The following is a 24,888-nucleotide window of genomic DNA, read 5'->3' on the forward strand; positions in this document are numbered from 1 at the left end:
GGATCGGGACGCCTATTGCCGCCTATTGGTTTTCCTTCGACTGGCCCATGATCTCCTGCGCCGTGAAGTTGATGCCGCAGGTCGGGAAGGAGTTGCCCACGAAGAAGTTGTCCGACTGCGCCGGGAAGTAGTCCTGATCCTTCTTGAAGTTCGGATCCTCGACGACGGCGAGCGGCAGCTTGACCGACTGCGGCACCACCTTGCCCTCGAGCGCCGCAAGCGCGACCTTGATCGCGACCGCGACCTGCGCGGGACCGGTGCCGGCCGAGGAGCATTTCAGGCCTTCCGACGCCTTGGCGGCGCAGAACTTGCGGAAGCCGTTCTCGGTCTCGCCGCCGAACGGCACCATCTTGTGTTTGGCGTCCAGCATGGCCTGCACGATGCCGGTGTCGCCGCCCTGGCCGGAGATCGCATCGAATGGGCCGTTGGTCGCAATCGCGTCCGCGGTAGCCTTCTGTGCGACGCCATCGTCCCATTTGCCGACGACCTCGGTGACCTGCCACTTCTTGCCGGAGCCGTTGAGAACGGAGTGGAAGCCGTTGTGGCGGTCGGTATCGACCGACGTGCCGGCCACGCCGCGCACTTCGAGCACCTTGCCGCCATCGGCGACGTTCTTGACCAGCCACTTCGCCCAGAGCTCGCCGAGTCCCTTCTGGTCGACATTGACGTTGATGGCATCTTCGGTCGCGAGAATGTTGTCGAAGGCGACGAGCACGACGCCGGCCTGCTTGGCGCGCTTGATCACCGGGCCGAAGGCGGTCGGGTTCTGCGCGTTGACGACGATGGCGTCATAGCCGGAATCGATGAAGTTGTTGATCGCCGAGATCTGAGCCGGGACGTCCTCGCCGGTCGAAACGACCTTGAACTCCTTCAGCTTGGCCTTGACCTCGGGCTGCGCCGCATAGGCCTTCGCCGTCTGGATCATCTGGATACGCCAGGTGTTGGCGATGTAGCCGTTGGCCAACGCGACGCGGTAGGGGCCTTTCTTGGCCGGGAATTTGAAGAACTTGGTGTCGCCGGCCCATGGCACCATGCATTCGGGCTCGGCCGCCGGGCCCTTGACCGTCTCGGGCTCTGCCAGCGCCTTGCCGGCGAAGGCCGACAGCAGCACCAGCGATGCGCAAGTGGCAAGGCATCGCGCCCTCATCGACTTCGACATTCGTGACCTCCCCTGTTGTTGTCGCGCCACTGATTGACGCATGTGCGAGACGCCTCACTTGTTTCCGGAGGTTGTTCGAGCATCGCTCGTCGTCCCGACGGCCCAAGGGTTACTGAGCTATGACAGCGCTGTCAATTACCGTCGCCCGGCTTTTGCCAAGCGGCCATTGCCGTGCCAAGAATGAGGTCCGGGCCAGAACCTCAGAGATCAGTGCATCGCAGATCATGTTTCAGAAGCGCCGCACAACGCTGGAGGACGTCGCGCGCATCGCCAATGTCAGCGCTGTCACCGTGTCACGGGCGCTGCGTCGGCCCGACATGGTCTCGGCAGAGCTGCGCAAGCGGATCGATGCCGCGGTCGAGAGGCTGGCCTACGTGCCGAATTTCGCCGCCAGCCGGTTGGCCTCGGCACGCACGCACGCGATCGGCGTCGTGGTGTCGTCGCTCTCCAACGGCATCTTCGCGGACTATCTGCAGGCGATCTACAACAGCCTGCTGCCGCTCGGCTTTCGCCCGGTGGTCGTGAGCAGCCGCTACTCGGCGGAAGAGGAGGAAGCAGCGATCAAGGCGCTGCTCGGTCAGAACGTCGAGGCGCTGATCCTGGTCGGCGTCAACCAGACCAGGGCCGCGCGCCGCGTCCTGGCGCGGGCGCGAATTCCGGTGGTGCAGACGTTCGAGCTGACCGATGACCCGATCAATCTCAATGTGGGTTTGTCGCAGCGCAAGGGCGGCTATGCCGCGACCCGCTTCCTGCTGGACCTCGGGCATCGGCGGATTGCCTATCTCTCCGGACAGCGCGACGACCGGGCGAGGGCGCGCCTCGAGGGTTACCGCGCGGCGCTCGCTGAGGCCTGTCTGGACTGCTCGTCGCTGGTCGCCTCGCTGCCGGCGCAGGCGACGATCTCGCTCGGGCGCAAGCTGACCTTGGACATGCTGGCCGCCGAAGTGCCCGATGCGATCTTCTGCTGCGACGACAACATCGCGCTCGGAGCGCTGTTTGCGTGCGAGCAGACGCAACTGGACGTCCCGGGCCGGATTTCCCTGATCGGCTTCAACGATCTCGAATTCGCCGCGGCATGCAATCCGCCGCTGTCGACGGTGCTGACACCGCGCGCCGACATGGGCCGGGTGGCGTCGGAGCTGGTGCTGCGGGCGATTGCGACCGGCAAGCGGCCCGCGAGCAGGCAGATCGACCTCGGCTTCGAGATCGTCGCGCGTGGCAGCACGGGCCCTCGCATCGTTGAGCCCTAGCTGCGCTGTTGCGGCGCATCATGCAAAATGAGACTGCCCGTCAAGGTCGGCGTGACGACAGCGCTCGCGCAGCCTGTGGCTTCGGATAGCGTCCGCCCGGATCGTGGCTCATGGCCGTACACGACGCACCGCTGTGCGCATGAGGTCACTATCAAACAAGGTCAGCAACGACTGGCCGGGTACACATTCGGGTGCCTCAGCGATTGACGACAAAGGGAGGAGTTCGATGGTCATGCGAAGTGTGGGGTTCGCTGCGCTCACGGCATTGCTGCTGTCAGGCACGGCCTCTGCCCAGGAGAAGATCAAGGTCGGCGTCACCGCGACGCTCGAGGGCACCTACACGGTGCTCGGCGAGGACGGCATGCGCGGTCATGTCACTGCGCTCAATGTGCTCGGCAAGAAGATCGGCGACAAGGAGCTGGAATTCGTCGTGGCTTCGACCGACGCCACGCCGGACTCTGCGGTGCGCGCCGTGCGCAAGCTGATCGAGCAGGACAAGGTCCAGATCCTGCTGTCGCCGCTGTCGGGTGACGAAGGCATCGCGGTCAAGAATTTCGCCAAGACGCATCCCGAGCTCACCTTCGTCAACGCCGCCTCGGGCGCGCAGGAGACGACCTATGTCGATCCCGCGCCGAACTTCTTCCGCTACAACATGGATGGCGCTCAGTGGCAGGTCGGCCTCGGCAAATACGCCTATGAGACCAAGGGATACCGCAAGATCGCGACCGTGGGCGAGGACTACTCCTTCATCTACACTCAGGTGTTCGGCCTGGTGCTGGAGTTCTGTGGGCTCGGTGGCAAGGTCACCAATCGGCAGTGGGTCCCGCTCGGAACCAAGGATTTCGCCTCGGTGATCGCGGCGCTCCCCGACGATGTCGACGCGATCTATCTCGGCCTTGGCGGCGCCGACGCCGTCAATTTCCTCAATCAGTATCAGCAGGCCGGCGGCAAGGCGCACCTCATGGGCGGCTCGATCATGATCGATCAGACCATCCTGTCGTCGAAGGGCAGCGCCAAGAACGCCCTGATCGGAACGATCGCCGCGTCCGGCCAGGCCGACACCTGGGAGGATCCGCGCTGGCAGAAATTCGTCAAGGCCTATCAGGACGCGTTCCCACCGGAGAAGCGCTTCCCGAGCCCGTCGCTGCTCGCCACCAACTACTACGGCTCGACCATGGCGCTGATCCTGGCGCTTCGTGAGGTCAATGGCGACCTCTCGAACAACCAGGCCAAGCTCAAGGAAGCGCTGGCCAAGATCGAGATCGATGCGCCCAATGGCAAGATCAAGCTCGACTCCAACCGCCAGGCGATCGGCACCAACTTCGTCACCGAGGTCGTCGATGACGGCAAGGGCGCGCTGTTCAGCAAGGTCGTCAAGGTGATCCCCGACGTCAACCAGACCCTGGGATACGAGCCGGCGACCTTCGCCAAGATCGGCCTGCCGAGCCGGACGGTGCCTGAATGTAAGAAGTACTGACCTTTCCGCAGAGAGAGCGGCGCGGCTCGAGCCGGCTCGGGCCGCGTCGTCGCGTCTCTTGCTTTCTGTGAAGCAATGATCGACGCTGAAAAGCAAACAAGAAGATGTTTCGGTGAGGAAGTGATGAGTAGGGCGCTCGCCGTCTTTCATGCTCGCTTCGGTCGCGCGACGGTCTATCAGCTCAATCGGCCGTTCAACGTGCATGCCCACCGCGAGGGGCATCTGATCTTCCATGTCGGTGGAACACCGGCCGACATCGACGTGTGCGACCAGCGCTATCAGATCGGCGAAAACTGGATCGTTGCGGTCAACCCGTGGGAACCGCACAATTTCCTGCCCAACGATGTCGATAACGGCGCGATTTTCTTCGTGCTCTACGTCAACGCGGAGTGGTTCGCGCCGCCGGCGGCGCGCGACCAGACCCTGCGGTTTGGTCGCACCTGTTTCCGGCGGACCGCAACGCTCGACCGATGCATTCGCCGCACTGCGGCGCTGGTATGTGGCGCGCCATCTCTCGGCTGTCTCGATGGCGAGCTGCGGCAGCTGATCGACAGCTGCTACGAGGAAAGCTGGCGCGTGCCGGAGCTGATGCCGGAGCGGCCATGTGCCGAGGTGACGGACTTTCGTGTTCGCAAGTCCATCAAGCTGATGTCGGACAGCCCGTGCGCCGAGATCGAACTCGATCATATTGCGAAGGAGTCAGGGCTGTCGCGGCCGCATTTCTATCGCCTGTTCCGCAGCCAGACGGGTGTGACGCCGAACCTCTATCTCAATACGCTGCTGATGGAGAGGGCGCTGGATGCGCTGGTCGCGACGGAGTCGCCGATCGCCGACATCGGCTTCGATCTCGGCTTCTCCTCGCAAAGCGGCTTCACGCGGTTCTTCGCCGGCAATGTCGGCATGGCGCCGACGGATTATCGCCGCGCTGCAAAAGTGCTGCGCGCCTGACGCGCTGCTGCGCGTCGCGCGAAAAGAGACTGTCGATCAAACAGGCGCTCTCGTCTGCCGCTACACTCTGCGGAACGTGATCCGACAAGGGATCCGACGAGGGAGGACGAGCGATGGCCGGCAGACGCGGCTGTCTTCGGCTGCATGCGAGTCACCGAGGACGTGACGGAGCGTTGCCGTTCGCTGGCAGCTGCAACGCCGCTGGTGGCGCACCTCGAACCATGAAGCCCGAGCAAAGCGGGTTGACGTACAATCACCCGGTCTTTCGACGGAGGGGCGCTGCGTGAGCCGCTTCATCGAGCGCCATCCGGTCTGGTCTCTCGTTGTGCTGCTGGCCGTGGCTCTCCTGGTCTGGTTGATCTTTGCGGTGTGGCCGGCCGGCCTCGAGGAAGCGATCGGCCGCAAGAAGGTGTTCCTCAACGCGGTCTTCAACGGCATCACGCTCGGCGGGCTGTATTTCCTGGTCGCGAGCGGCTTCACGCTCATTTTCGGCCTGATGCGCAACGTCAATCTGGCGCATGGCTCGTTGTATCTGCTCGGCGGCTATGTCGGCTACGGCATCTCGACGGCGACCGGCTCCTGGGTCCTCGCCTTCATCGCCGCCTTTGTCGTCGTTGCCATCGTCGGCGTGTTGCTGCAGGTCCTGGTGTTCCGGCGGATGGAGGGGCAGGACCTGCGCCAGACCATGGTGACGATCGGCCTCTCGATCGTGTTCGCCGACCTGATGCTGTGGGCGTTCGGCGGCGATTTCTACCAGGTGCAGACTCCGGCCTGGCTGATCGGGCCGGTGCAGCTGCCGCTGATGACGGCGATGAAATCGTCGGGCGAGGCGGTGTTCCTGCAATATCCGGCGGTGCGGCTGGTGATCTTCGGCGGCTCGGTCGTGATCGGCGTCGCGATGTGGCTCGCGCTCAACCGCACCCGGGTCGGCATGATCGTCCGCGCCGGCGTCGACGATCGCGACATTCTCGCCGCCACCGGTGTGCAGATCCAACTGGTGTTTGTGCTGGTGTTCGCGCTCGGCGCCGGCCTAGCCGGCATTGCTGGCGTGGTCGGCGGAACTTTCCAGTCGCTCTCGCCCGGCGAAGACACGCGGTTTCTGCTGGCGTCGCTCGTGGTCGTCATCGTCGGCGGCATGGGATCGATTCCGGGGGCCGCGCTCGGCGCCGTGATCATCGGGCTCGCCGAACAGCTCGGCTCGGTCTACATCCCGACCTACGCGATCGTCGTGACCTTCCTGATCATGGTGCTGGTGCTGGCGTTGCGGCCCCAGGGCCTGCTGGCGAGGCGTTGAGATGTCCTTGATCCAGGAAGCACGGGCGCGGGAGGTCACGCTGGCACGGAGCGCCGCCGCGCAGCCGGCCGCGTGGTCGGTGACCGAGCAGCCCTGGGCGTGGGCCGTGGCGGCGCTGCTCTTGATCATGCCGGTCATCGCCAACGGCTTCTTTTTGATCGAGATCTTCGGCACCACCCTGATCCTCGGCACCATCGCGCTGAGCCTGATGTTCCTCGCCGGCTACGGCGGCATGGTCAGCCTGATGCAGCTGACGATCGCGGGCTTTGCCGGCTACATGGTCGCCGTGTTCGGCGTCAGCGGCAACGCCAATATCAGCCTGGGCTGGCCGTGGTGGCTGGCGACGCCGATGGCGCTGGTGCTCGCGGTGCTGTTCGGCACGCTCGGCGGGGCGCTCGCAGTGCGCACCGAAGGCATCTACACCATCATGATCACGCTCGCGATCGGCGCGGCGTTCTACTACTTCACCAACCAGAACTGGGCGATCTTCAACGGGCATACCGGCATCAACACGGTCGCCACGCCGCATTTTCTCGGCGTCGATTGGCGCATGGACATCGCGTTCTATTACCTGACGCTGGCGGTGGCGGCGCTGTGCTATTTCGCCGTGCTGTATCTGTCGCGCGCGCCGTTCGGCCTGGCGCTGCAGGGCGTGCGCGACAATCCCAGGCGGATGGCGGCGCTGGGCTTCAACGTCAATGCGCATCGGATCGCCGCCTATGCCGTCGCGGCCCTGGTTGCCGGACTGGCCGGCGTGCTGCAGGTCTGGAACTACCGGCAGATCTCGCCGGGCTCGGTCGCGGTCGAGCGCTGCATCGACATTCTGATCGTCGCCGTGGTCGGCGGCATCACCCGCCCGGTCGGGCCCTATATCGGTGCCTTCATCTTCGTCATCCTGCGCACCTTCGCGCTCGACTTCCTGGTCAAGGTCGGGCTCGACGGCAACCGATTCCGCCTGCTGATCGGGCTCGGTTTCCTCGCCATCGTGTTCTGGTCGTCCGATGGCGTCATCGGCCTCTATGAGCGGTGGCGGCGTCGCGGCCGGCCCGTGGAGACGCGGCCGCGTCCGGGAGGTCACGGCCATGGATAGGGTGGCGGACCGGCTCTCGGCGCTCGGCTCGACCGCAGCTCTCGAACTGCGCGGGGTGACGCGGATGTTCGGCGCGCTGGCCGCACTCACCGACGTCACCATCACCGTCCGGCCCGGCGAGCGGCGCGCCGTGCTCGGCTCGAACGGCGCCGGCAAGACCACTTTGTTCAATTGCGTCACCGGTGATTTCCTGCCGACCTCCGGCACGATCCGCTTCTTCGGCGAGGACATCACGGGGTTTCCGCCCTACGAGCGGATCCGTCGCGGACTGCGCCGGACCTACCAGATCTCGGCGCTGTTCCTCGGCCTCTCGGTCCGCGACAACGTCTATCTGGCCTGCCGCGGCGTCTCGCGCTCGCGCTTCTCGATGTTGCGTCCCCGCGCCAACGACGCGCTGATGCAGGCGACGGAACGCCTGATCGAGGCCGTGCATCTCACTTCCGTGCGCGACCAGCTGGTGTCCGAGCTCGCGCATGGCCAGCAGCGGCAGCTCGAGATCGCGCTGGCGCTTGCAGGTGCGCCGCGCTTCATCCTGTTCGACGAGCCGGCGGCGGGACTGTCGCCGACCGAGCGGCGTGAGCTCGTGGAAATCCTGACGTCACTGCCGCCGCACATCGGCTACATCATCATCGAGCACGACATGGACGTGGCGCTGCGCGTCGTCGAGAGCGTGACGATGATGCATAACGGCCGCATCTTCAAGGAGGGCGCGCCGCAGGAGATCGAGTCCGATCCGGAGGTGCAGGAGCTGTATCTCGGAGGCGGCCATGAATGATGCCAGCCGCTCCGCCCCTGCGCTCGAGGTTCGCGGCCTCGACGTCTATTACGGTCATTCGCATGCGCTGCAAGGCGTCGACCTCCGGCTCGACAGCGGCGTGTTCTCGCTGGTCGGCCGCAACGGCATGGGCAAGACCACGCTGTGCAAGGCCATCATGGGCCTGCTGCGGCCGTCCGGCGGATCGGTGCGGCTGCGCGGCAACGATATCACCGGACTCAATCCCGCGCGCATCGCCCGGCTCGGCGTCGGCTATGTGCCGCAGGGACGGCGTCTCTGGCGCTCGCTCAGCGTTGACGAGCATCTGCGGCTGGCGGCGGGACTGCGCCGCGGTGCCTGGACTGTCGATCGCGTCTACGAGACGTTCCCCAGGTTGGCCGAGCGTCGCAACAATGGCGGCGGGCAATTGTCGGGCGGCGAGCAGCAGATGCTGGCGATCTCGCGCGCGCTGCTGACCAATCCGCAGCTCCTGATCATGGACGAGCCGACCGAGGGCCTGGCGCCTGTCATCGTCGCCCAGGTCGAGGAGATGCTGATCCGGTTGGGGCAGGACGGCGACATGGCGGTGCTCGTGATCGAGCAGAACATCGGTGTCGCCACCGCGATCTCGCCCCGCGTCGCGATCATGGTCAATGGCCGCGTCAACCGCATCATCGATTCAGGCCGGCTCGCCGCCGACCGCGAGTTGCAGCAGCGCCTGCTCGGCGTCGGCCAGCACGCCGGCGACGAGACCGATCTCGGGACGGAGCCGGTCAGGGACGAACCCGCGCGCGCCGCGGCGCCGGCGACGCCCAGGGCTGCGCCCGTCAAGGTCTACGTCTCCAATCCCGTCCTGCCGACGCGCTGGTCGCAGCCGGTGCCGATCGCGCAGATCGAGGCCAAGGCGCGCACGGTCTCCACCAGCGTCACCCGTCTCGACGAGACCGGGAGATCAAGTCGCGAGCGCGTGCCATCGGTCGCGTCGGGGCCACCGGCCGTGATCGTCGTCGGCACGCTCGATACCAAGGGCGAGGAGCTGCGCTTCATCCGCGACCTCGTTGCGAGCCATGGCCTGCGCACCCGGCTGGTCGATGTCTCCACCAGCGGACGGCATACGAGCTGCGATGTCTCGGCCCAGGAGATCGCGCTCAATCATCCGCGTGGCGGCTCTGCCGTGTTCGGCGTCGATCGCGGCGCATCGGTCACGGCGATGGCCGACGCGTTCGCACGCTGGCTGCGCCGGCAGGACAATGTCGCCGGCATCATCTCGGCGGGCGGCTCCGGCGGCACCTCGCTGGTCGCGCCGGGGATGCGCGAGCTTCCCGTCGGCGTGCCAAAGCTGATCATCTCCTCGGTCGCCTCGGGTGACGTCGGCGCCTATGTCGGACCGGCCGATATCGCGATGATGTACTCGGTCACCGACGTCCAGGGCCTCAATTCGATTTCGCTGATGGTGCTGGGCAATGGCGCGCATGCACTCGCCGGCATGGTGACGGCGCGCCAGCAGCAATCCGCGGCGGTCGATCGCACACGGCCGCGGCGGCCGGCGATCGGCATCACGATGTTCGGCGTGACCACGCCGGCCGTGCAGAAGATCACGGCGGAGCTGCGCGATGACTATGAGTGCCTCGTCTTCCACGCCACCGGTGTCGGCGGCCGCTCAATGGAGAAGCTGGTCGAGTCCGGCATGCTTGCCGGTGTCATCGATCTCACCACGACCGAGGTCTGTGACCTCTTGATGGGCGGCGTCTTCCCGGCCACCGAGGATCGCTTCGGCGCCATTATCCGCAGTCGCGTGCCCTATGTCGGCTCGGTCGGCGCACTCGACATGGTGAATTTCGGGGCGCCCGAGACCATTCCGGACCGCTATCGCGGCCGCAAGTTTCACGTCCACAATCCGCAGGTCACGCTGATGCGCACGACCGCTGCTGAAAATGCGCAGATCGGACGCTGGATCGGCGAACGGCTCAATCGCATGGATGGGCCCGTCAGGTTCTTCCTGCCGGAGAAGGGCGTCTCGGCGCTCGATGCGCCGGGGCAGCCGTTCTTCGATCGCGAGGCGGACGAGGCGCTGTTCCGCAGCCTCGAACAGACGATGCGGCAGACGTCGAACCGGCGGCTGATCCGCGTGCCGCATCACATCAACGACAATGAGTTCGTCGCAGCGATCATCGGTGCCCTCAGGCCGATGCTCGGGCGGCTGCCGGCACGGCGCGGACAGGCGAGGTGATGGTGATGCCGAGATATGAGCGCGCACCGCTGCTGAAGAAGTTTCGCGACATGGTACGCCGGGGCGTGCCGATCATCGGCGGCGGCGCCGGCACGGGGCTGTCCGCCAAGTGCGAGGAGGCCGGCGGCATCGATCTGATCGTGATCTACAATTCCGGCCGCTACCGCATGGCCGGCCGCGGCTCGCTGGCCGGGCTGATGGCCTATGGTGACGCCAATGCGATCGTGGTCGAGATGGCGAGCGAGGTGCTGCCGGTGGTGAAGAGCACGCCGGTGCTCGCCGGCGTTAACGGCACCGATCCGTTCCGCGACATGGATGTATTTCTCGATCAGCTGAAGACGCTCGGCTTCTCCGGCGTGCAGAACTTCCCGACGGTCGGCCTGATCGACGGCACCTTCCGCGCCAATCTCGAGGAGACGGGAATTTCCTACGCACTGGAGATCGACATGATCGGCCGCGCCCACGACATGGACCTGCTGACGACGCCCTACGTCTTCAACGAGGCGCAGGCGACGGGCATGGCGATCGCCGGCGCCGACATCATCGTCTGCCATCTCGGCCTCACCACGGGCGGCTCGATCGGCGCGCAGACCGCGCCGAAGCTCGAGGATTGCCCCGGCCTGATCGACAGCTGGGCGTCTGCCGCGCTCAGCGTCAATCCGGAGATCCTGGTGCTGGCGCATGGCGGTCCGATTGCGGAGCCGGCCGACGCCGATTTCATCCTGAAGCATACGAAGAACTGCCACGGCTTCTACGGCGCCTCCTCGATGGAACGACTGCCGGTGGAGCGGGCGCTGACCGAGCAGGTAAGACATTTCAAGGCGATCAGCGCGCGGCCACGCCGCGTCTGAGGCGACAACGCGAGATCCGGCAGCCATGGCGCCTGGCGCTACGCTCGTCGGACGGGAGACTGAAGGAGGAATGAGATGTCCGGGGTTCTGATCGGTGAGCTGATCCTTTGGCTGATCGTCGCGATCATCGTCATCGTCGTCGCTGTCTACATCGTCAACTGGCTGTATCACCGCTCATCCAAGGAGGTCTCCTTCGTCCGCACCGGCTTCCTCGGTGAGCGCGTCGTGATCAATGGCGGCGCCTTCGTGCTGCCGTTCATTCACGACACCACGCCGGTCAACATGAACGTGCTGCCGATGGGCATCACGCGGGCGCGGCAGGACGCCGTCATCACGCGCGATCGGATGCGTGTCGACGTCGAGGCCGACTTCTACGTCCGTGTCCAGCCGACGCGCGAGGCGGTCTCGATCGCCGCAGCCACGCTCGGCCGGCGTACGCTCGAACCGGAACAGCTGCACGCGCTGCTGTCCGGCAAGTTCATCTCGTCCTTGCGCGCGGTCGCGGCCGAGATGACGATGGAGCAGATGCACGAGCAGCGCGGCGACTATGTCGGCCGGGTCAAGGCGGCCGCGGCCGAGGCGCTCGCCCAGAACGGGCTGGAGCTGGAGTCGGTCGCGATCACGGATCTGGACCAGACCGACCTCGAATTCTTCAACCCGTCGAACCGGTTCGATGCCGAAGGCCTGACCCGGCTGATGGAGGACATCGAGAGCAAGCGCAAGCTGCGCAACGACATCGAGCAGGACTCGATGATCAAGATCCGCACCCGCAATCTGGAAGCCGAGCGCGAGGCGCTCGACATCGAGCGCGAGAGCGAAACCGCGCGGCTGGACCAGGAGCGCGACATCGAGATGCGCCGCGCGCTGCAGCGGACGGAGGTCGCGCGCGAGCGTGCGTTGCGCGAGACCGAGGCCGAGCAGGCCCAGATCGCGGCGCGCGAGACGATCGAGAAGGCGCGGATCGCCAACGAACTGACGATCGCGGAGGCCCGCATTGCGGCCGAGCGCGACACAAGGCAACGCGAGATCGAGCGCACGCGCGCGGTCGAAGAGCGCGAGCTGTTGGCGCGCGAGGACATCGAAAAGGCGCGGATCGCCAACCAGCGCGCGATCGACGCCGCGCGGATCGAGTCCGAGCGCGAGGTGCGCCAGCGCGACATCGAGCGCACACGCACCATCGAAGAAGCTGAGATCACGGCCCGCGAGGCGGTGGAGAAGGCGCGGATCCAGCAGGATCGCGCGGTCTCCGATGCCCGTATCGCCAATGACGAGGAGACGCGACGCCGCGAGATCGAGCGCACCCGCGCCATCGAGCAGGCCGAGATCGCCGCCCGCGAATCGACCGAAAAGGCGCGGATCGCGCAGACCATGATCGTCAACCTGGAGCGCATCAGCTCCGACGAGCGTACCCGCGCCACCGAGATCGCGCAGGTGCGCGCCATCCAGGAGGCGGAGATCGAGGCGCAGAAGGCTGTCGAGGCGGCAAGGATCGCGCGCGAGCAGGCGCTGTCGGCCGAGCGCATCACGGCCGAGCATGCGACACGCAGGCTGGAGATCGAGCGCAACCAGGGCATCGAGATCGCCGGCATTGCCGCGCGCGAGGCCACCGAAGCGAGCCGCATTGCGCAGGAGGAGCGGGTCCGCGGGCTGGAGATCGCGCGGATCAGGACGATCGAGGAGGCCGACATCGCCTCGCGCGAGGCGATCGAGGCGGCGCGGATCGCGCAGGAGCAGGCGGTCGCAGAGAAGCGCATCCGCTCGGAGAAGGAGACGCGGAGCCTGGAGATCGCACGCACCGAAGCCGTCGAAGCCGCCGATCTCAAGCGGCGCGAGGCGGTCGAGCGGCGCCGCATCGAGGTCGAGCTGACGCTGGAGGCCGAGCGCATCGCCTCGTCGCGGACTCGCGAAGTGCTCAACATCGACCAGAAGAAGGCGGTCGAGCTTGCCGATGAAATCAGGGTGATTGAGCTCGCCGCAAAGCGCTCCGAGCGGATCGATGCCGACCGCCAGGTCAAGGAAGCCGAGATCGTGGCGCGCAAGCAGGTCGAGACCGCCGACGTGTCGCGCGAGCAGGCGCTGGAGGCGGTCCGGCTGGAGCGCCGCCGTTCCATCGAGCAGCTCGAGGTCGCCCGCGTCCAGTCGCTGCAGGAGGCCGAGATCGCGGCCCGCGAGGAGGTCGAACGCGCCCGCATTGCCTCGGATCGTGGTCTCGACGAGGCCCGCATCGGCAGGGAGCGCGAGCTGCGCAAGCTGGAAGTGAACCGCGAGAAGGACGTCGAGACGGCGCTGATGGAAAAGGCGATCGCGCTCTATCAGAAATCGCTGGAGGAGTCGGCGGCGAAGGTCTCGGCAGAAGAGGCCCGCACGCGTGCCACGGAAGCAGCCGAGAAAGTCATCACCGCGCGCGAGAGCGAGATCGCGCGGCGACGCAAGACGGTCGAGGTGCTGATTGCCGAGAAGCAGGCCGAGGAAACCAAGATCGCCGCAGATGCCGAACGGGTTCGCGCCGCCGTCGAGGCGGAGGCGCAGCGGCTGCTCAACGAGGCCGAGAACGTCTTGACCGACCAGGCGCGCTACTCGCTGTTCCGCCGCAAGCTGCTCGATCGCATCGAGGGCATCGTGCGCGAGAGCGTCAAGCCGATGGAGAAGATCGAGGGCATCCGCATTCTCCAGGTCGATGGCCTGAACGGCAGTGGCGGCAACGGCAATGGCGGCCGCAGCGCCACCGACGAGGTGATCGACTCGGCGTTGCGCTACCGCGTGCAGGCGCCGCTGATCGACTCCCTTCTGGCCGACATTGGCGTCGAGGGCGGCAGCCTCGCCAAGATGCCGGGGCTGATCCGCGAAGCCAGGGACATGCAGGGGATCCGCAAGGAGACCTCGGCGCGCAAGGACGCAGGCGGAGGTGGCGCGGGTGACGGCGCTCCGTCGGAGCCGCCGGCCGACCGCGGCCCACGCAAGAAGGGGTGAGGCATCATGGCGAGGGTCTACGTCTCCACCGTCGTCAATGCCCGCAACGACCGGGTGTGGGCGCGCGTCCGCGACTTCAACGGCCTGCCGAACTGGCACCCCGCGATCGCCGAGAGCCGGATCGAGGGCGGCGAGCCCGCCGACAAGATCGGCTGCGTCAGGGATTTTCGGCTGCGCAATGGCGACCGCATTCGCGAGAAACTCCTCGGCCTGTCGGACTACGACATGTTCTGCACCTACTCGATCCTGGAATCGCCGATGGGGGTTTCGAACTACGTCGCGACCATCAGGCTCACGCCGGTCACGGATGGCGACAAGACATTCCTGGAATGGACCGCCGAGTTCGACTGCGCGCCCGAGCGCGAGGCCGATCTGGTCGCGTCCATCGGCGGCGGCGTGTTCCAGGGCGGCTTCGATGCGCTCAAGCGTGGGTTCGGAGGCTAAGCCGTGCCCCACGTCGTCAAGAGCACCATCATCGACGCGCCGACCGGGATGGTCTGGGAGGTGCTGCGCGACTTCAACGGCCATGATCGCTGGCATCCGGCGGTGGCGACGTCGGCGATCGAGCGGTCGCAGACGTCCGACAAGATCGGCTGCGTCAGGCGCTTCAGGCTGAAGGACGGCTCCGAGCTGCGTGAGCAACTGCTGGCGCTGTCCGATCTCGAACAGAGCTTCAGCTACTGCCTGCTCGATACGCCGATCCAGCTGTTCAACTACGTGGCCCATGTTCGGCTGTTGCCGGTCACTGATGGTGACCGCACCTTCTGGCACTGGGAAAGCCGCTTCACGACGCGGCCCGAGCAATCCGAGGCGCTCGCGCGCATGGTCGCAGAAGATATCTATCAGGCCGGCTTCGAAGCGATCCGATCGCATCTGAAGCAGGCGGCATGAGCCAAGAGGTGAGCCGATGCCGGTCACGGTGAAAACGTTTCAGGCGGTTGGCGAGGCGGCGTCCGCGCTGTCGTCCGATCGCGGCGCGCGCTATCTCGGCGGCGGCACGCTGGTCATGCGCGATCTCAACGAGGGCGACGTGTCGATTGTGACGGTGATCCGTGCCACCGATCGCGCTTTGCAGGGCATCGATGCGGCCGGCGCGCGCATCCGAATCGGCGCCGGGGTCACCTTCGCGCGCGTGCTGGCCGAGCGCGACCTCGGCTTCCTGCATCCGGCGGCGCGTTCGATCGGCGGGCCGGCCGTGCGCAACATGGGCACCGTGGGCGGCAATCTGTTCGCGCCGGCACCGTTCGGCGATTTCACGGTCGCGCTGCTGGCGCTTGATGGCATGGTTTCTCTCCAAGGCGGTTTTGGTCTGCGTGACATGCCGCTCGAGGAGTTCCTGCAATCGCGCGACCGCCAGGCTGGCGCGCTGGCCGTGGGAGTGTCCTGCATCAGGCCCGCCTCTACCGATGCGTTCCGCTACCGCAAGATCGCGCGCATCAAGCCGAAGGGCGGATCGGTGATCACGCTCGCTGCGCATCTTCCGCAGAGCGGCGGCCGCGTGACCGGTGCCCGGATCGCGCTGGGCTCGATGGCGCCGACCGCCGTCCGCGCCAAGGCCGCCGAGCGCGCGCTCGAAGGCCGGCCGCTCGATGCGGCTGCGATCAGTGCCGCGGCCGCGGCGGCGGGCGAGGGGACAGCGCCGGCTGACAATTCGCTGGCCAGTGCGTGGTATCGCCGCGAAGTCGTCGGCGTGCATCTGCGACGACTGCTGTCGGGACAGGAGAGCTAGACCATGGCCAAGACTCCGCTTCAGTTCCGTCACAACGGCCGCGACGTTGCGCTGTTCGTCGAGGGCGGCAGCAATCTCCTGGTCGTGCTGCGCGAGATGGTCGGCGACACCACGCCAAAGTTCGGCTGCGGGCAGGGCGGCTGCGGCGCCTGCACCGTGCTGATCGATGGCGATGCGCATCTCTCCTGCCTGACGCTCGCCGAGACCGTCGAGGGCCGCGCGGTCGAAACATTGGACGGCATCAAGAACGGACCGAATCTGCATCCGCTGCAGCGGGCCTTTGCCGACGGCTTTGCTGCCCAGTGCGGCTATTGCACGCCGGGCATGCTGATGGCCGCCAAGGCGCTGCTCGACAAGGTTGCGCAGCCGAGCCGCGAGCAGGTCGTGGAGGCCATCTCGGGAAACATCTGCCGCTGCACCGGCTACGAGCCGATCATCAATGCGGTGCTGGCGGCTGCCGCGTCGCTGCGCGCGAGCGCGTAAGGGGAGATCGCCATGCTGGAATTGCGCAAGGACATCTTCGCCGACGAGCGCGACGACAATCTGAACGAGGTCGGCAAGGGCACGCAGCGCCAGGACATGCTCGGCCATGTCACGGGGACCTCGACCTACTTCAACGATCATAAGCTGCAGGGCATGCTGCACCTGAAGGTCGTCAGAGCCGCGCAGTCGCATGCGCGATTGCGCCGCATCGACACCAGCGAGGCAGAGCGGACCGAAGGCGTGCGGCGGATCATCAGGGGCAGCGACGTGCCGCGCAATCTCAACACGCTGCTCAGCCTGATCAATTTCGGCAAGGACGATGAGCCGACGCTCGCTGTCGACAAGGTCCGCTACAAAGGCGAGCCGATCGTTGCCGTGGTCGCGGATACGCCGCGGGCAGCCTATGAGGCCGCCGCCAAGGTGCGGGTGGACTACGAGACCTTGCCGGCGGTGTTCGATGTGGAGGAGGCGCTGAAGCCGGGGGCGCCTGTTGTCAACGAGACCTATCCGAAGAATACGTTCACCTATCACGACCGCTACGACCATCAGAAGCTGCGCTTCGGCGATGTCGAGCGTGGCTTCGCCGGCGCCGACCATGTGCTGGAGCAGCGCTACCAGATGTCGCCGATCGAGCATGCGCCGGTCGAGACCAACGGCTCGATCGCCGCGCCCGACACCAACGGACGTTATGTCGTCTATACGTCCACCCAGGCGCTGTTCTTTTCGCTCGACACCTGCGCCAAGATTCTCGATTTGCCGTCCAACACCTTCCACTTCATCGGCGGTACGGTCGGCGGCGGCTTCGGCGGGAAGGTCGACACGCTGACCGAGCCGCTCGCGATCCTCGCCGCGATGCTGACAGGACGGCCGGTGCGGTACGTGTTCGGCCGCGAAGAGGAGATGCAGTTCGGCCCGCCGCGCGGCGCCGAGCGGATCTACGTCAAGGACGGCGTGATGCGCGACGGCCGCATCGTCGCGCGCCAGGTCCGCGGCTATTTCGACTCCGGCGCCTACACGCGGCTGTCGAGCTACGCGGTGGTCAAATGCGCGGCGCATCTGCCGGGTCCCTATACAATCCCGAACGTGCATGGCGACATCTACTGCGTCTTCACCAATCGCACGCCGGCGACCGCGATGCGCGGTTTCGGCATCACCGGCATGGACTTCGCGCTCGAATGCCAGATGGACAAGCTCGCGCAGCTGATCGGCATGGACCCGATGGAGTTCCGCATCCTCAACGCCTATCGCGATGGCGACATGAAGGCGCATCGGCGCGAGGCGAAGAACACCGCGCTGATCGAATGCGTCCAGGTCGCGGCCGAGAAGGCCAAATGGCCGATCCGCGAGGAATTCCGCCGGATGTCGTCACGCAAGGATGGCGGCGGAGCACGTGCGGCAGTGCCGTCCACGCCACGTGAGCCGGCGAGCGCGCGGCCTGCGCCGGCGCAGCAGCGTACAAGCTACGACCGCGGGCTCCCCATCTCTGCGCCTCCTGAACCGCCACCACCGCATAGCCCGGCACCGGCGCCCGCACATGGCGCGACGCGGTTCTCGTCGGTGTTCGGAACCAGGAGGCGCTGACATGACCAGGCACCGCGGCCGCGGCATGGCGGCGATCAACTATCCCATCGGCATGAATCTCGGCGGCGATCCAAGCCAGGCGCTGGTGCATTCCAACCCCAGCGGCAAGTTCACGGTGGCGCTGTCGTCGATCGATCTCGGGCAGGGCATGAAGTCGGTGACGCGGCAGATCTGCGCCGAGACGCTCGGCGTGCCCGTCGAGGACGTCTATGTCGACACGGCGGACTCCGACACCGGCCCCCATTGCATGGGCTCGTTCGCGTCCCGCGGCACCCATCGCGTCGGCAATGCCGTGATGGCGGCGGCCAAGGAGGCGCGCGGCGTCATGATGGAGGCGGCGGCGGAGGAGCTCGAGGTCAACGCCGGGGATCTCGAGACTGACGGCCGCGGCAACATCCACGTCAAGGGCGCGCCGCATCGTTCGATCTCGGTGAAGGACGTCGCCATTGCCGCGCAGTTCCGCCAGGGCAAGACCATCTCCGGCCGCGGCATCTTCCTGGTGCCGCTGTCGGATGTCGATCCGGAGACCGGCGAGATGTCGCCGGCCACCTGCTATGCGCATGCCTGCCTCGTCGCCGAGGTCGATGTCGATGACGAAACCGGCGAGGTCGGCGTGGTCAGGATGGACAGCGCCTATGAACTCGGGCGCGCGCTCAATCCGCGGCTGGTCGAGCAGCAACTGGTCGGCGGCGCCTGGATGGGAATGAGCCACGCGCTCTACGAGACGACCGAGCCCTACTATCCCGACCCGAAGCAGGGACCGCGCGACTTCGTCGACTATCTGATGCCCGGGCCGGGCGACATCTGCCCGCACGACATCGCGGTGCTGGAGCGTCCTGCGCCGGATGGTCCGTTCGGTGGCAAGGGGCCCGGCGAAATGTGCGCCAATCCGGTGCTGCCGGCGATCGCGAATGCGATCTTCAACGCTGTCGGCGTGCGCATCGACGAGCTGCCGATCACGCCTGAAAAGGTGCTGCGCGCGATCAAGGCCCAGGGCGGCGCGCGGCCGCAGACGCGACGGTGAGACGAGATGGTGGTCCGCAGCAACATCGTCGGCATCGACTCGCCGCAGGCGCTGGAGAAGGCGCTCCGCGCGGCCTATTACCTCGCCGACGAGGGCCTCTCGACCGCCGCCTATCTGGCGCTCGCACTCGGCAAGCCGCTGCTGCTGGAAGGCGCGCCCGGCGTCGGCAAGACCGAGGCCGCGAAGGCGATCGCCGCAGTGCTCGGCCGCAAGCTGATCCGGCTGCAATGCTACGAGGGCATCGATGCCGCCGCGGCACTTTATGAGTGGAACTATCCGCGCCAGATGCTGGCGATCCGCCAGGCCGGCGAGGAGAGCATCGACATCTATGGCGAGACCTTCCTGATCGAGCGGCCGATGCTGGCCTGTCTGCGCGCGCCGGATTCGACCGTGCTCCTGATCGACGAGATCGATCGCGCCGACCAGGAGTTCGAGGCGTTCCTGCTGGAATTCCTCTCCGACTTCCAGATCTCGATCCCCGAGCGCGGCACGATCCGCGCCGGCGAGCGGCCGATCGTCGTCCTGACATCAAACCGCACCCGTGACCTGCATGAGGCGTTGCGCCGCCGTTGCGTCTATCATTGGATCGACTATCCGGATTCTGAGCGCGAGGCGCGGATCGTGATGATGCGCGCCTCCAGCGTTGCCGAAGCCACCGCGCGCGCAGTGGTGCAGGCGGTGGCGAAGCTGCGGCGCGAGCCGCTGAGCAAGGCGCCCGGGATTGCCGAGGCGGTCGATTGGGCGGAAGCCGCAACGCTTCTGAACCAAGGCGGCGCGCGCTGGCCCGATGCCTTCAAGCGCGCGATCGGAGTCGCGCTGAAGGACGAGGAGGATCTGTCCTTCATCGCGCCACGGCTCGATGCGCTGCTCGCGGAGGCGATGACATGACCGAGCCCCGCCTGCCGCCGGCCACCGAGATCTTCGTGACCTTCGCCGCGCTGCTGCGGCGGAACGGCTTTGCCATTGCGCCGGAGCAGACCACGGCTTTTCTCGCCGCCATCGCGCTGCTGGGGCCGACAAGCATTGACGACATCCGCCGCGCGGGTGCGGCGACGCTGGCGCCGCCGCCGGAGCGTCTCGCGACCTACAATCTGCTGTTCGACATCCATTTCGGCGTCAGCACGGCCGCTGGCTTCAGCGAGACGGATCAGCAGGATGATGTCGTGCGTCTCCAGGAGGAAGGGGATGGCGCCGTTGATCCCGACCTCGCCCAGGAGCAGAACGAGTCGGGGCTGGCGGCGACGCGCGCCGAGGCGCTGGTCGCGCGCCGCCTCTCGGCGACGTCCGGCGGAAATGCCCTGCAGCGTCTCGCCCGCCAAGCGCGTGCAAAGTTGCCGAAGCGGCGCGGCCATCGTCGTATGCGGGCGCGGCGCGGCAGCTTCGTCGACCTGCGCAGAACTCTTCGTGAAAGCGTGCGGCGCGACGGCGAGGTGCTGTCGCTGCGGCGCCTGAAGCGGCGGCTCCGGCTGCGTCGCCTGCTGCTGCTGATCGATGTCTCCGGCTCGATGAAGGCGCGCACCGAGGACAACATGCGGCTCGCGCATGTTGTGATGCAGGCCGTGCCGCAGGTCGAGGTGTTCACCTTGGGCACGCGGCTGACGCGGGTGACGCGCCCCTTGCGCCTGAAGCGGCGCGAGCAGGCGCTGCTGGCGGCCTCGCATCTCGTCAGCGACTGGGATGGCGGCACGCGCATCGGTGAGGCGCTGCAAGCATTTCTCAGCGCGCCTCGTTTCTCGACCTACGCGCGCGGCGCCGCGGTGTTGATCATTTCGGACGGACTGGAACGCGGCGGTCACGATGCCCTCCGCGAGGCCGTGTGGAAGCTGTCGCTGCGAGCCTGGCGCGTCAGCTGGCTGACGCCGCTGGCAATGGGGCCGGGCTTCCGGCCGCAGACCGAGGCGCTGCAGGCGATTGCGTCATTGGTCGACGACATCGTTCCCGGAGGTTCGGACGAGGCCATTGTCGCGCACATCCTGTCGCTGGCGCAGAGGAGGGCGGCATGAGCGGCTACGTCGATGCGCATCATCACATCTGGCGCCAGGCCGATCTGCCCTGGCTGGTCGGCCCGATGCAGCCGCGGATCTTCGGGCCCTACGAGCCGATCCGGCGCGACTACACGATCCAGGAATATCTTGGTGACATCGCAGGCAGCGGCGTCACGCAGTCCGTCTACGTCCAGACCAACTGGGCCAAGGACGGCTTCGAGGACGAGGCTGCCTGGGTGCAGCGAACCGCCGACCAGCACGGCTTTCCTCATGCCATCGTCGCCTACGCCGATCTCTCCGTTGACGACGCGCGACCGCAGTTCGACCGGCTCGCGCGCTATCCGCTGCTGCGCGGCGTCCGGATGCAGCTGCATTGGCACGACAACCCGCTCTATCGCTTCGCTGCGTCTCCGGACCTTTGCAGTGATCCTGATATTCAGGCCAACATCGCGCGGCTCGCCGACTACGGCTGGTCGTTCGACCTGCAGGTGTTCGCCGGCCAGATGGAGGGTGCCGCAGAGCTCGCGGAGCGCTGTCCATCCGTCACCTTCATTCTCCAGCATGCCGGCATGCTGGAAGATCTCTCGCCGGCCGGACGCGATGAATGGCGCAGCGGCATGCAGCGGCTCGCGGCCTGCAGCAACGTCGTCAGCAAGCTCTCGGGTCTCGGCACCTTCTTCCGCCGCAACGATCCCGCTCATGTCGCAAGCATCGTCCGCGAGACCATCGTCATGTTCGGCGCCGAACGCTGCCTGTTTGGTTCGAACTTCCCGATCGAAAAACTCTGGACGGATTATCGCGCGCTCGTTGAAGCCTACGAGGCTGCTATCAAGGATCTCGACGCGCACGCGCGTACGCAGGTGATGGGAGAGACCGCGCGGCGCGTCTATCGGCTCAGATGACGCTGAGCGCAACGACAACAAAAGCAACAGGGAACGCTCATGGCGCTGGAAATCAAGATTCTCGACTATGGTGATATCGAATTGGAGTCGAGCTTCCTGGTGCTCGGCCGCGATTGCGGCCGCACCCGCCGGGTCCTGACGCTCGGCTTTCTCATTCTCGGCGGTCCTTATCCGGTCGTGGTCGATACCGGCTACCGCTCCAACCAGATCATGGAGACGCTGGGCATGCGAGGGCTGCAATACCACGAGAACATGATCGAGAACCAGCTGGCGCGGCACGGCGTGCGCATGGGCGACGTCCGCTACGTCTGCCACACCCATCTGCACATCGATCACGCCGGGAAAGACGATCTGTTCCCGATGAACACGACCGTCGTGCTGAACCGGCGTGAGCTGGAATATTCGGTGTCGGGACTGATGCACCCGCAATATCCGGCACCCGACATCAAGCATCTGATCGACCGGCTGCACACCAAGAGCGCGTTGCGCTTCCTCGACCTGGAACTGACTGGACCGGTGGAGCTGATGCCTGGCGTGTATTGCGACGCTGCCAACGCGCACACCGAAGGCTCGATGAACATCCACGTCCACACCGCCGACGGCATCGCCACCATCTGCGGCGACGTGATCTATGACTTCAACGACCAGATCGTGACGCCGTTCAACGAGATCCAGGATGCCGAGCCACGCACGACCGGCAATCACGGCACGTCGAAGCGCGCGGAGAAGGCGGCGATCAAGAAACTGTTGTCGAGCTCGCGTTATCTGCTCCCCGTCCATGATCGCCCCGCCAAGATTGAGGGCGGCGTGGTGACGGGACGGTTGCACGACCAGGTGCCGGGCCCGGTCGTGCAGTCGCTGCCGCAGCGACATTGGTTTCCGGCTTGACCGGCGCGAGGATCGGCGATGACCCATGTGACCTTGCGCCCTGAGTTCGAGAGCCTGATCGACCCCTATGCCCCGGTCGGACAGGTGGCGACCGGTTTCGAGTTCACGGAGGGACCGATCTGGCATCCGGTCGAGCAGTTCCTGCTGTTCTCCGACATGCCGGCCGATATCCGCCGCCGCTGGGATGGCAAGCGCGGCGTGGTCGAGATGCGGCGTCCCTCGAACAAGTGCAACGGCATGACCTATGATGCCGAGCTGAACCTGATCGTCTGCGAGCACGCGACGTCGTCGCTGGTGCGCGAGCGTCCGGACGGGCGTCGTGAGATCCTGGCCTCGCACTATGAGAACCAGGAGCTCAACAGCCCGAACGACGTCTGCGTCCACTCCAGCGGCGCGATCTATTTCTCCGATCCCTGGTACGGCCGCATGCCGGTCTATGGCGTCGAGCGGCCGCGCCAGCTCGGCTTCCAGGGCGTCTACCGCGTCCCGCCGGGCGGTGGCGCGCCGCTTCTGCTGGTCGACCGCCATCTGTTCGATCAGCCGAACGGGCTGTGCTTCTCGCCGGATGAGCGGCTGCTCTACGTCAATGACACTGTGCAGGCCTTGATCCGCGTGTTCGACGTCGGCAGCGACGGCGCGCTGTCGAATGGCCGCGTGCTCGCCAGCGGCATCCGCTCCGAGCTCGAGCCCGGTGTGCCCGACGGCATGAAGTGCGATCAGCGCGGCAATGTCTGGGTCACCGCGCCCGGTGGCGTGTGGGTCTACGCGCCGACCGGTGAGCTGCTCGGCAAAGTGCGCGTGCCGGAGCTTGTGGCCAACCTGGCCTGGGGCGGGCCTGAGTTTCGCACGCTCTACCTCACCGCCACGCATTCGGTCTATACTATCGCGACCAAGGTCGGCCCGCGGCATGAGCCTTATATGGGCGCGCGCAATCGCGGTTCGACCGGGTCGGGCTCGCCCGCGTCGAGCGCATCGTCGCCAAACGCGTCGTTCGCGGCGCCGCTGCTGGCGGCTGGTGACATGCAGCTCGACCCGCGCCGTTGCGCCATGATCATCCAGGACCTGCAGAACGACGTCATCATGGATGGCGGCGCCTTTGCCGACTCCGGCGCACCCGGGCATGCCAAGCAGCAGCGCGTCATCGACAACGTCCGGCGTCTTGCCGAAGCGGCGCGGGCGCGCGGCGTCGTCGTCATTCACGTCTGGTTCGTGGTCGAGCCCGGTGCGCCCGGCGTGACCTTGAACGCACCACTGTTCGAGGGGCTGGTCGACAGCAAGGCGATGGTGCGCGGCAGCTGGGGCGCGGCACCGGTGGCGGGGCTCGAACCTCGGAGCGGGGACTTCATCGTCGAGAAGATGCGCATGAGCGCGTGGGAGGGCACGCGGCTTGAGACCATTCTCAAGGCGACCGGCCGTGACGTCATCATCAACACTGGGGCGTGGACCAACATGTCGGTCGAGCACACCGCGCGCACCGGCGCGGACAAGGGCTATTTCATGGTGGTGCCGGAAGATTGCTGCTCGACGATGAATGCGGACTGGCACAACGCATCGATCAACTTTGCCATGCAGAACGTCTCCGTCGTGACCAGGGCCGATGCGGTGATCAAGGCGCTGGGGTGAGGCATGCCCAAGCTGTTTCACCTCGTCGCCTCGCCACGACCGGACTCCGAATCCGGCGCCGGCGCGCGCGCTTTCCTGGATCGCTTCCGGCAGGCGCGGCCAGACTGGGAGATCGACGAGCTGAATCTGTGGCGCGAGCATCTGCCGGAGTTCGACGGCGAGATCCTGCAGGCCAAATATGCCCGCATGGGCGGACGTGCCTTCACGGACGGCCAACGCGCGGCTTTCGCTGTGGCCGAGCGCATGGCGGTGCGGCTCGATCTGGCCGAGCGCGTCGTGATCTCGACGCCGATGTGGAATTTCGGCATCCCCTACAAGCTCAAGCATTGGCTCGATATCATCAACCAGCCCGGGCTCACCTTCCGCTTCGATCCCAACAGGGGCTATCTGCCGCTGCTAAAGGATCGTCCGACGCTGGTGATCCTCGCGAGCGGCGGCGACTTCACGACCGGCATGAGCCGCGGCCGGACCGATCTCGTAACGCCTTATCTGCGTGAGGCGCTTCGTTTCATCGGGCTTCGCGACGTCACGTTCATCGCGATCGGCCCGACCAGCGGACCTGCGGAACATACCGCGGCGGCGCAGGAGCGGGCGCACCGGATACTCGTGGAGATGGCCGCGCGATTTTGAAGCGACGGCAAGTGTGACGC

General features: G+C 66.4%; 22 protein-coding genes. 21 read left to right on the top strand and 1 reads right to left on the bottom strand.

Annotated elements, in window-relative coordinates; all coding sequences use genetic code 11:
- Positions 1-22 precede the first annotated feature (22 nt).
- A complete protein-coding gene (locus tag S58_RS14150; protein ID WP_015666009.1) occupies positions 23-1,159 on the bottom strand; it encodes a sugar ABC transporter substrate-binding protein in 1,137 nt (378 codons plus the stop codon).
- A 224-nt stretch (positions 1,160-1,383) separates the two neighbouring features.
- Here S58_RS14150 and S58_RS14155 point away from each other — a divergent pair, with 224 nt between their 5' ends.
- The 21 genes from S58_RS14155 (at position 1,384) to S58_RS14255 (ending at position 24,868) form a co-directional block, all read left to right on the top strand.
- Complete coding sequence (locus S58_RS14155; RefSeq protein WP_015666010.1) at positions 1,384-2,409, top strand: LacI family DNA-binding transcriptional regulator; 1,026 nt, start codon at positions 1,384-1,386, stop codon at positions 2,407-2,409.
- Positions 2,410-2,635: 226 nt separating this feature from the next.
- Positions 2,636-3,886, top strand: coding sequence for an ABC transporter substrate-binding protein (locus S58_RS14160; protein WP_015666011.1), 1,251 nt, complete (start codon positions 2,636-2,638; stop codon positions 3,884-3,886).
- A 123-nt stretch (positions 3,887-4,009) separates the two neighbouring features.
- Positions 4,010-4,834 carry an AraC family transcriptional regulator gene (locus S58_RS14165; protein WP_015666012.1) on the top strand — a complete coding sequence of 275 codons (825 nt, stop codon included), beginning with the start codon at positions 4,010-4,012 and terminating at the stop codon, positions 4,832-4,834.
- 283 nt (positions 4,835-5,117) lie between these two features.
- The gene (locus S58_RS14170; RefSeq protein WP_015666013.1) at positions 5,118-6,128 is read left to right on the top strand and encodes a branched-chain amino acid ABC transporter permease; all 1,011 of its coding nucleotides are present in this window, start codon (positions 5,118-5,120) and stop codon (positions 6,126-6,128) included.
- A 1-nt stretch (position 6,129) separates the two neighbouring features.
- A complete protein-coding gene (locus tag S58_RS14175) occupies positions 6,130-7,218 on the top strand; it encodes a branched-chain amino acid ABC transporter permease (RefSeq protein WP_015666014.1) in 1,089 nt (362 codons plus the stop codon).
- Entirely contained in the window at positions 7,211-7,993 is a 783-nt protein-coding gene (locus S58_RS14180) for an ABC transporter ATP-binding protein (protein ID WP_015666015.1), read from the top strand. The genes S58_RS14175 and S58_RS14180 overlap by 8 nt, the downstream gene beginning before the upstream one ends.
- Entirely contained in the window at positions 7,986-10,202 is a 2,217-nt protein-coding gene (locus tag S58_RS14185; protein ID WP_015666016.1) for an ABC transporter permease, read from the top strand. Before S58_RS14180 ends, S58_RS14185 begins: the two co-directional genes overlap by 8 nt.
- A 5-nt stretch (positions 10,203-10,207) precedes the next feature.
- Positions 10,208-11,053, top strand: coding sequence for a phosphoenolpyruvate hydrolase family protein (locus tag S58_RS14190; protein ID WP_042339458.1), 846 nt, complete (start codon positions 10,208-10,210; stop codon positions 11,051-11,053).
- Between the two features lie 75 nt (positions 11,054-11,128).
- On the top strand, positions 11,129-14,023 hold the full coding sequence (locus S58_RS14195; protein WP_015666018.1) for a flotillin family protein: 2,895 nt from the start codon (positions 11,129-11,131) through the stop codon (positions 14,021-14,023).
- Between the two features lie 6 nt (positions 14,024-14,029).
- A complete protein-coding gene (locus tag S58_RS14200; RefSeq protein ID WP_015666019.1) occupies positions 14,030-14,467 on the top strand; it encodes an SRPBCC family protein in 438 nt (145 codons plus the stop codon).
- 3 nt (positions 14,468-14,470) lie between these two features.
- Positions 14,471-14,914, top strand: a complete 444-nt coding sequence (locus S58_RS14205) for an SRPBCC family protein (protein WP_015666020.1) — start codon at positions 14,471-14,473, stop codon at positions 14,912-14,914.
- A 16-nt stretch (positions 14,915-14,930) separates the two neighbouring features.
- On the top strand, positions 14,931-15,752 hold the full coding sequence (locus S58_RS14210) for an FAD binding domain-containing protein (RefSeq protein WP_015666021.1): 822 nt from the start codon (positions 14,931-14,933) through the stop codon (positions 15,750-15,752).
- Between the two features lie 3 nt (positions 15,753-15,755).
- Entirely contained in the window at positions 15,756-16,235 is a 480-nt protein-coding gene (locus S58_RS14215) for a (2Fe-2S)-binding protein (RefSeq protein WP_015666022.1), read from the top strand.
- A 12-nt stretch (positions 16,236-16,247) separates the two neighbouring features.
- Entirely contained in the window at positions 16,248-17,816 is a 1,569-nt protein-coding gene (locus tag S58_RS14220) for a xanthine dehydrogenase family protein molybdopterin-binding subunit (RefSeq protein WP_015666023.1), read from the top strand.
- A 1-nt stretch (position 17,817) separates the two neighbouring features.
- Positions 17,818-18,840, top strand: a complete 1,023-nt coding sequence (locus tag S58_RS14225; protein ID WP_015666024.1) for a xanthine dehydrogenase family protein molybdopterin-binding subunit — start codon at positions 17,818-17,820, stop codon at positions 18,838-18,840.
- A 6-nt stretch (positions 18,841-18,846) separates the two neighbouring features.
- Complete coding sequence (locus tag S58_RS14230) at positions 18,847-19,728, top strand: AAA family ATPase (RefSeq protein ID WP_015666025.1); 882 nt, start codon at positions 18,847-18,849, stop codon at positions 19,726-19,728.
- Positions 19,725-20,843 carry a VWA domain-containing protein gene (locus tag S58_RS14235; RefSeq protein ID WP_015666026.1) on the top strand — a complete coding sequence of 373 codons (1,119 nt, stop codon included), beginning with the start codon at positions 19,725-19,727 and terminating at the stop codon, positions 20,841-20,843. The genes S58_RS14230 and S58_RS14235 overlap by 4 nt, the downstream gene beginning before the upstream one ends.
- Positions 20,840-21,727 carry an amidohydrolase family protein gene (locus S58_RS14240; protein ID WP_015666027.1) on the top strand — a complete coding sequence of 296 codons (888 nt, stop codon included), beginning with the start codon at positions 20,840-20,842 and terminating at the stop codon, positions 21,725-21,727. The genes S58_RS14235 and S58_RS14240 overlap by 4 nt, the downstream gene beginning before the upstream one ends.
- Before the next feature lie 39 nt (positions 21,728-21,766).
- Positions 21,767-22,615, top strand: coding sequence for an MBL fold metallo-hydrolase (locus S58_RS14245; RefSeq protein ID WP_015666028.1), 849 nt, complete (start codon positions 21,767-21,769; stop codon positions 22,613-22,615).
- A gap of 18 nt (positions 22,616-22,633) precedes the next feature.
- Positions 22,634-24,238 (top strand): isochorismatase family protein, encoded by a 1,605-nt coding sequence (locus S58_RS14250; RefSeq protein WP_015666029.1) that lies wholly within the window; start codon positions 22,634-22,636, stop codon positions 24,236-24,238.
- Between the two features lie 3 nt (positions 24,239-24,241).
- A complete protein-coding gene (locus S58_RS14255; protein ID WP_015666030.1) occupies positions 24,242-24,868 on the top strand; it encodes an FMN-dependent NADH-azoreductase in 627 nt (208 codons plus the stop codon).
- Positions 24,869-24,888 lie beyond the last annotated feature (20 nt).

The sequence above is a fragment of the Bradyrhizobium oligotrophicum S58 genome (assembly GCF_000344805.1).
GTDB classification, from domain to species: domain Bacteria; phylum Pseudomonadota; class Alphaproteobacteria; order Rhizobiales; family Xanthobacteraceae; genus Bradyrhizobium; species Bradyrhizobium oligotrophicum.

Coding starts and splice junctions, on each gene's coding strand:
- S58_RS14235 (WP_015666026.1), top strand. CDS start 19,725: ATGACCGAGCCCCGCCTGCCGCCGGCCACCGAGATCTTCGTGACCTTC.
- S58_RS14155 (WP_015666010.1), top strand. CDS start 1,384: ATGTTTCAGAAGCGCCGCACAACGCTGGAGGACGTCGCGCGCATCGCC.
- S58_RS14255 (WP_015666030.1), top strand. CDS start 24,242: ATGCCCAAGCTGTTTCACCTCGTCGCCTCGCCACGACCGGACTCCGAA.
- S58_RS14165 (WP_015666012.1), top strand. CDS start 4,010: ATGAGTAGGGCGCTCGCCGTCTTTCATGCTCGCTTCGGTCGCGCGACG.
- S58_RS14250 (WP_015666029.1), top strand. CDS start 22,634: ATGACCCATGTGACCTTGCGCCCTGAGTTCGAGAGCCTGATCGACCCC.
- S58_RS14195 (WP_015666018.1), top strand. CDS start 11,129: ATGTCCGGGGTTCTGATCGGTGAGCTGATCCTTTGGCTGATCGTCGCG.
- S58_RS14180 (WP_015666015.1), top strand. CDS start 7,211: ATGGATAGGGTGGCGGACCGGCTCTCGGCGCTCGGCTCGACCGCAGCT.
- S58_RS14215 (WP_015666022.1), top strand. CDS start 15,756: ATGGCCAAGACTCCGCTTCAGTTCCGTCACAACGGCCGCGACGTTGCG.
- S58_RS14220 (WP_015666023.1), top strand. CDS start 16,248: ATGCTGGAATTGCGCAAGGACATCTTCGCCGACGAGCGCGACGACAAT.
- S58_RS14160 (WP_015666011.1), top strand. CDS start 2,636: ATGGTCATGCGAAGTGTGGGGTTCGCTGCGCTCACGGCATTGCTGCTG.
- S58_RS14190 (WP_042339458.1), top strand. CDS start 10,208: ATGCCGAGATATGAGCGCGCACCGCTGCTGAAGAAGTTTCGCGACATG.
- S58_RS14225 (WP_015666024.1), top strand. CDS start 17,818: ATGACCAGGCACCGCGGCCGCGGCATGGCGGCGATCAACTATCCCATC.
- S58_RS14200 (WP_015666019.1), top strand. CDS start 14,030: ATGGCGAGGGTCTACGTCTCCACCGTCGTCAATGCCCGCAACGACCGG.
- S58_RS14150 (WP_015666009.1), bottom strand. CDS start 1,159: ATGTCGAAGTCGATGAGGGCGCGATGCCTTGCCACTTGCGCATCGCTG.
- S58_RS14240 (WP_015666027.1), top strand. CDS start 20,840: ATGAGCGGCTACGTCGATGCGCATCATCACATCTGGCGCCAGGCCGAT.
- S58_RS14210 (WP_015666021.1), top strand. CDS start 14,931: ATGCCGGTCACGGTGAAAACGTTTCAGGCGGTTGGCGAGGCGGCGTCC.
- S58_RS14230 (WP_015666025.1), top strand. CDS start 18,847: ATGGTGGTCCGCAGCAACATCGTCGGCATCGACTCGCCGCAGGCGCTG.
- S58_RS14175 (WP_015666014.1), top strand. CDS start 6,130: ATGTCCTTGATCCAGGAAGCACGGGCGCGGGAGGTCACGCTGGCACGG.
- S58_RS14245 (WP_015666028.1), top strand. CDS start 21,767: ATGGCGCTGGAAATCAAGATTCTCGACTATGGTGATATCGAATTGGAG.
- S58_RS14185 (WP_015666016.1), top strand. CDS start 7,986: ATGAATGATGCCAGCCGCTCCGCCCCTGCGCTCGAGGTTCGCGGCCTC.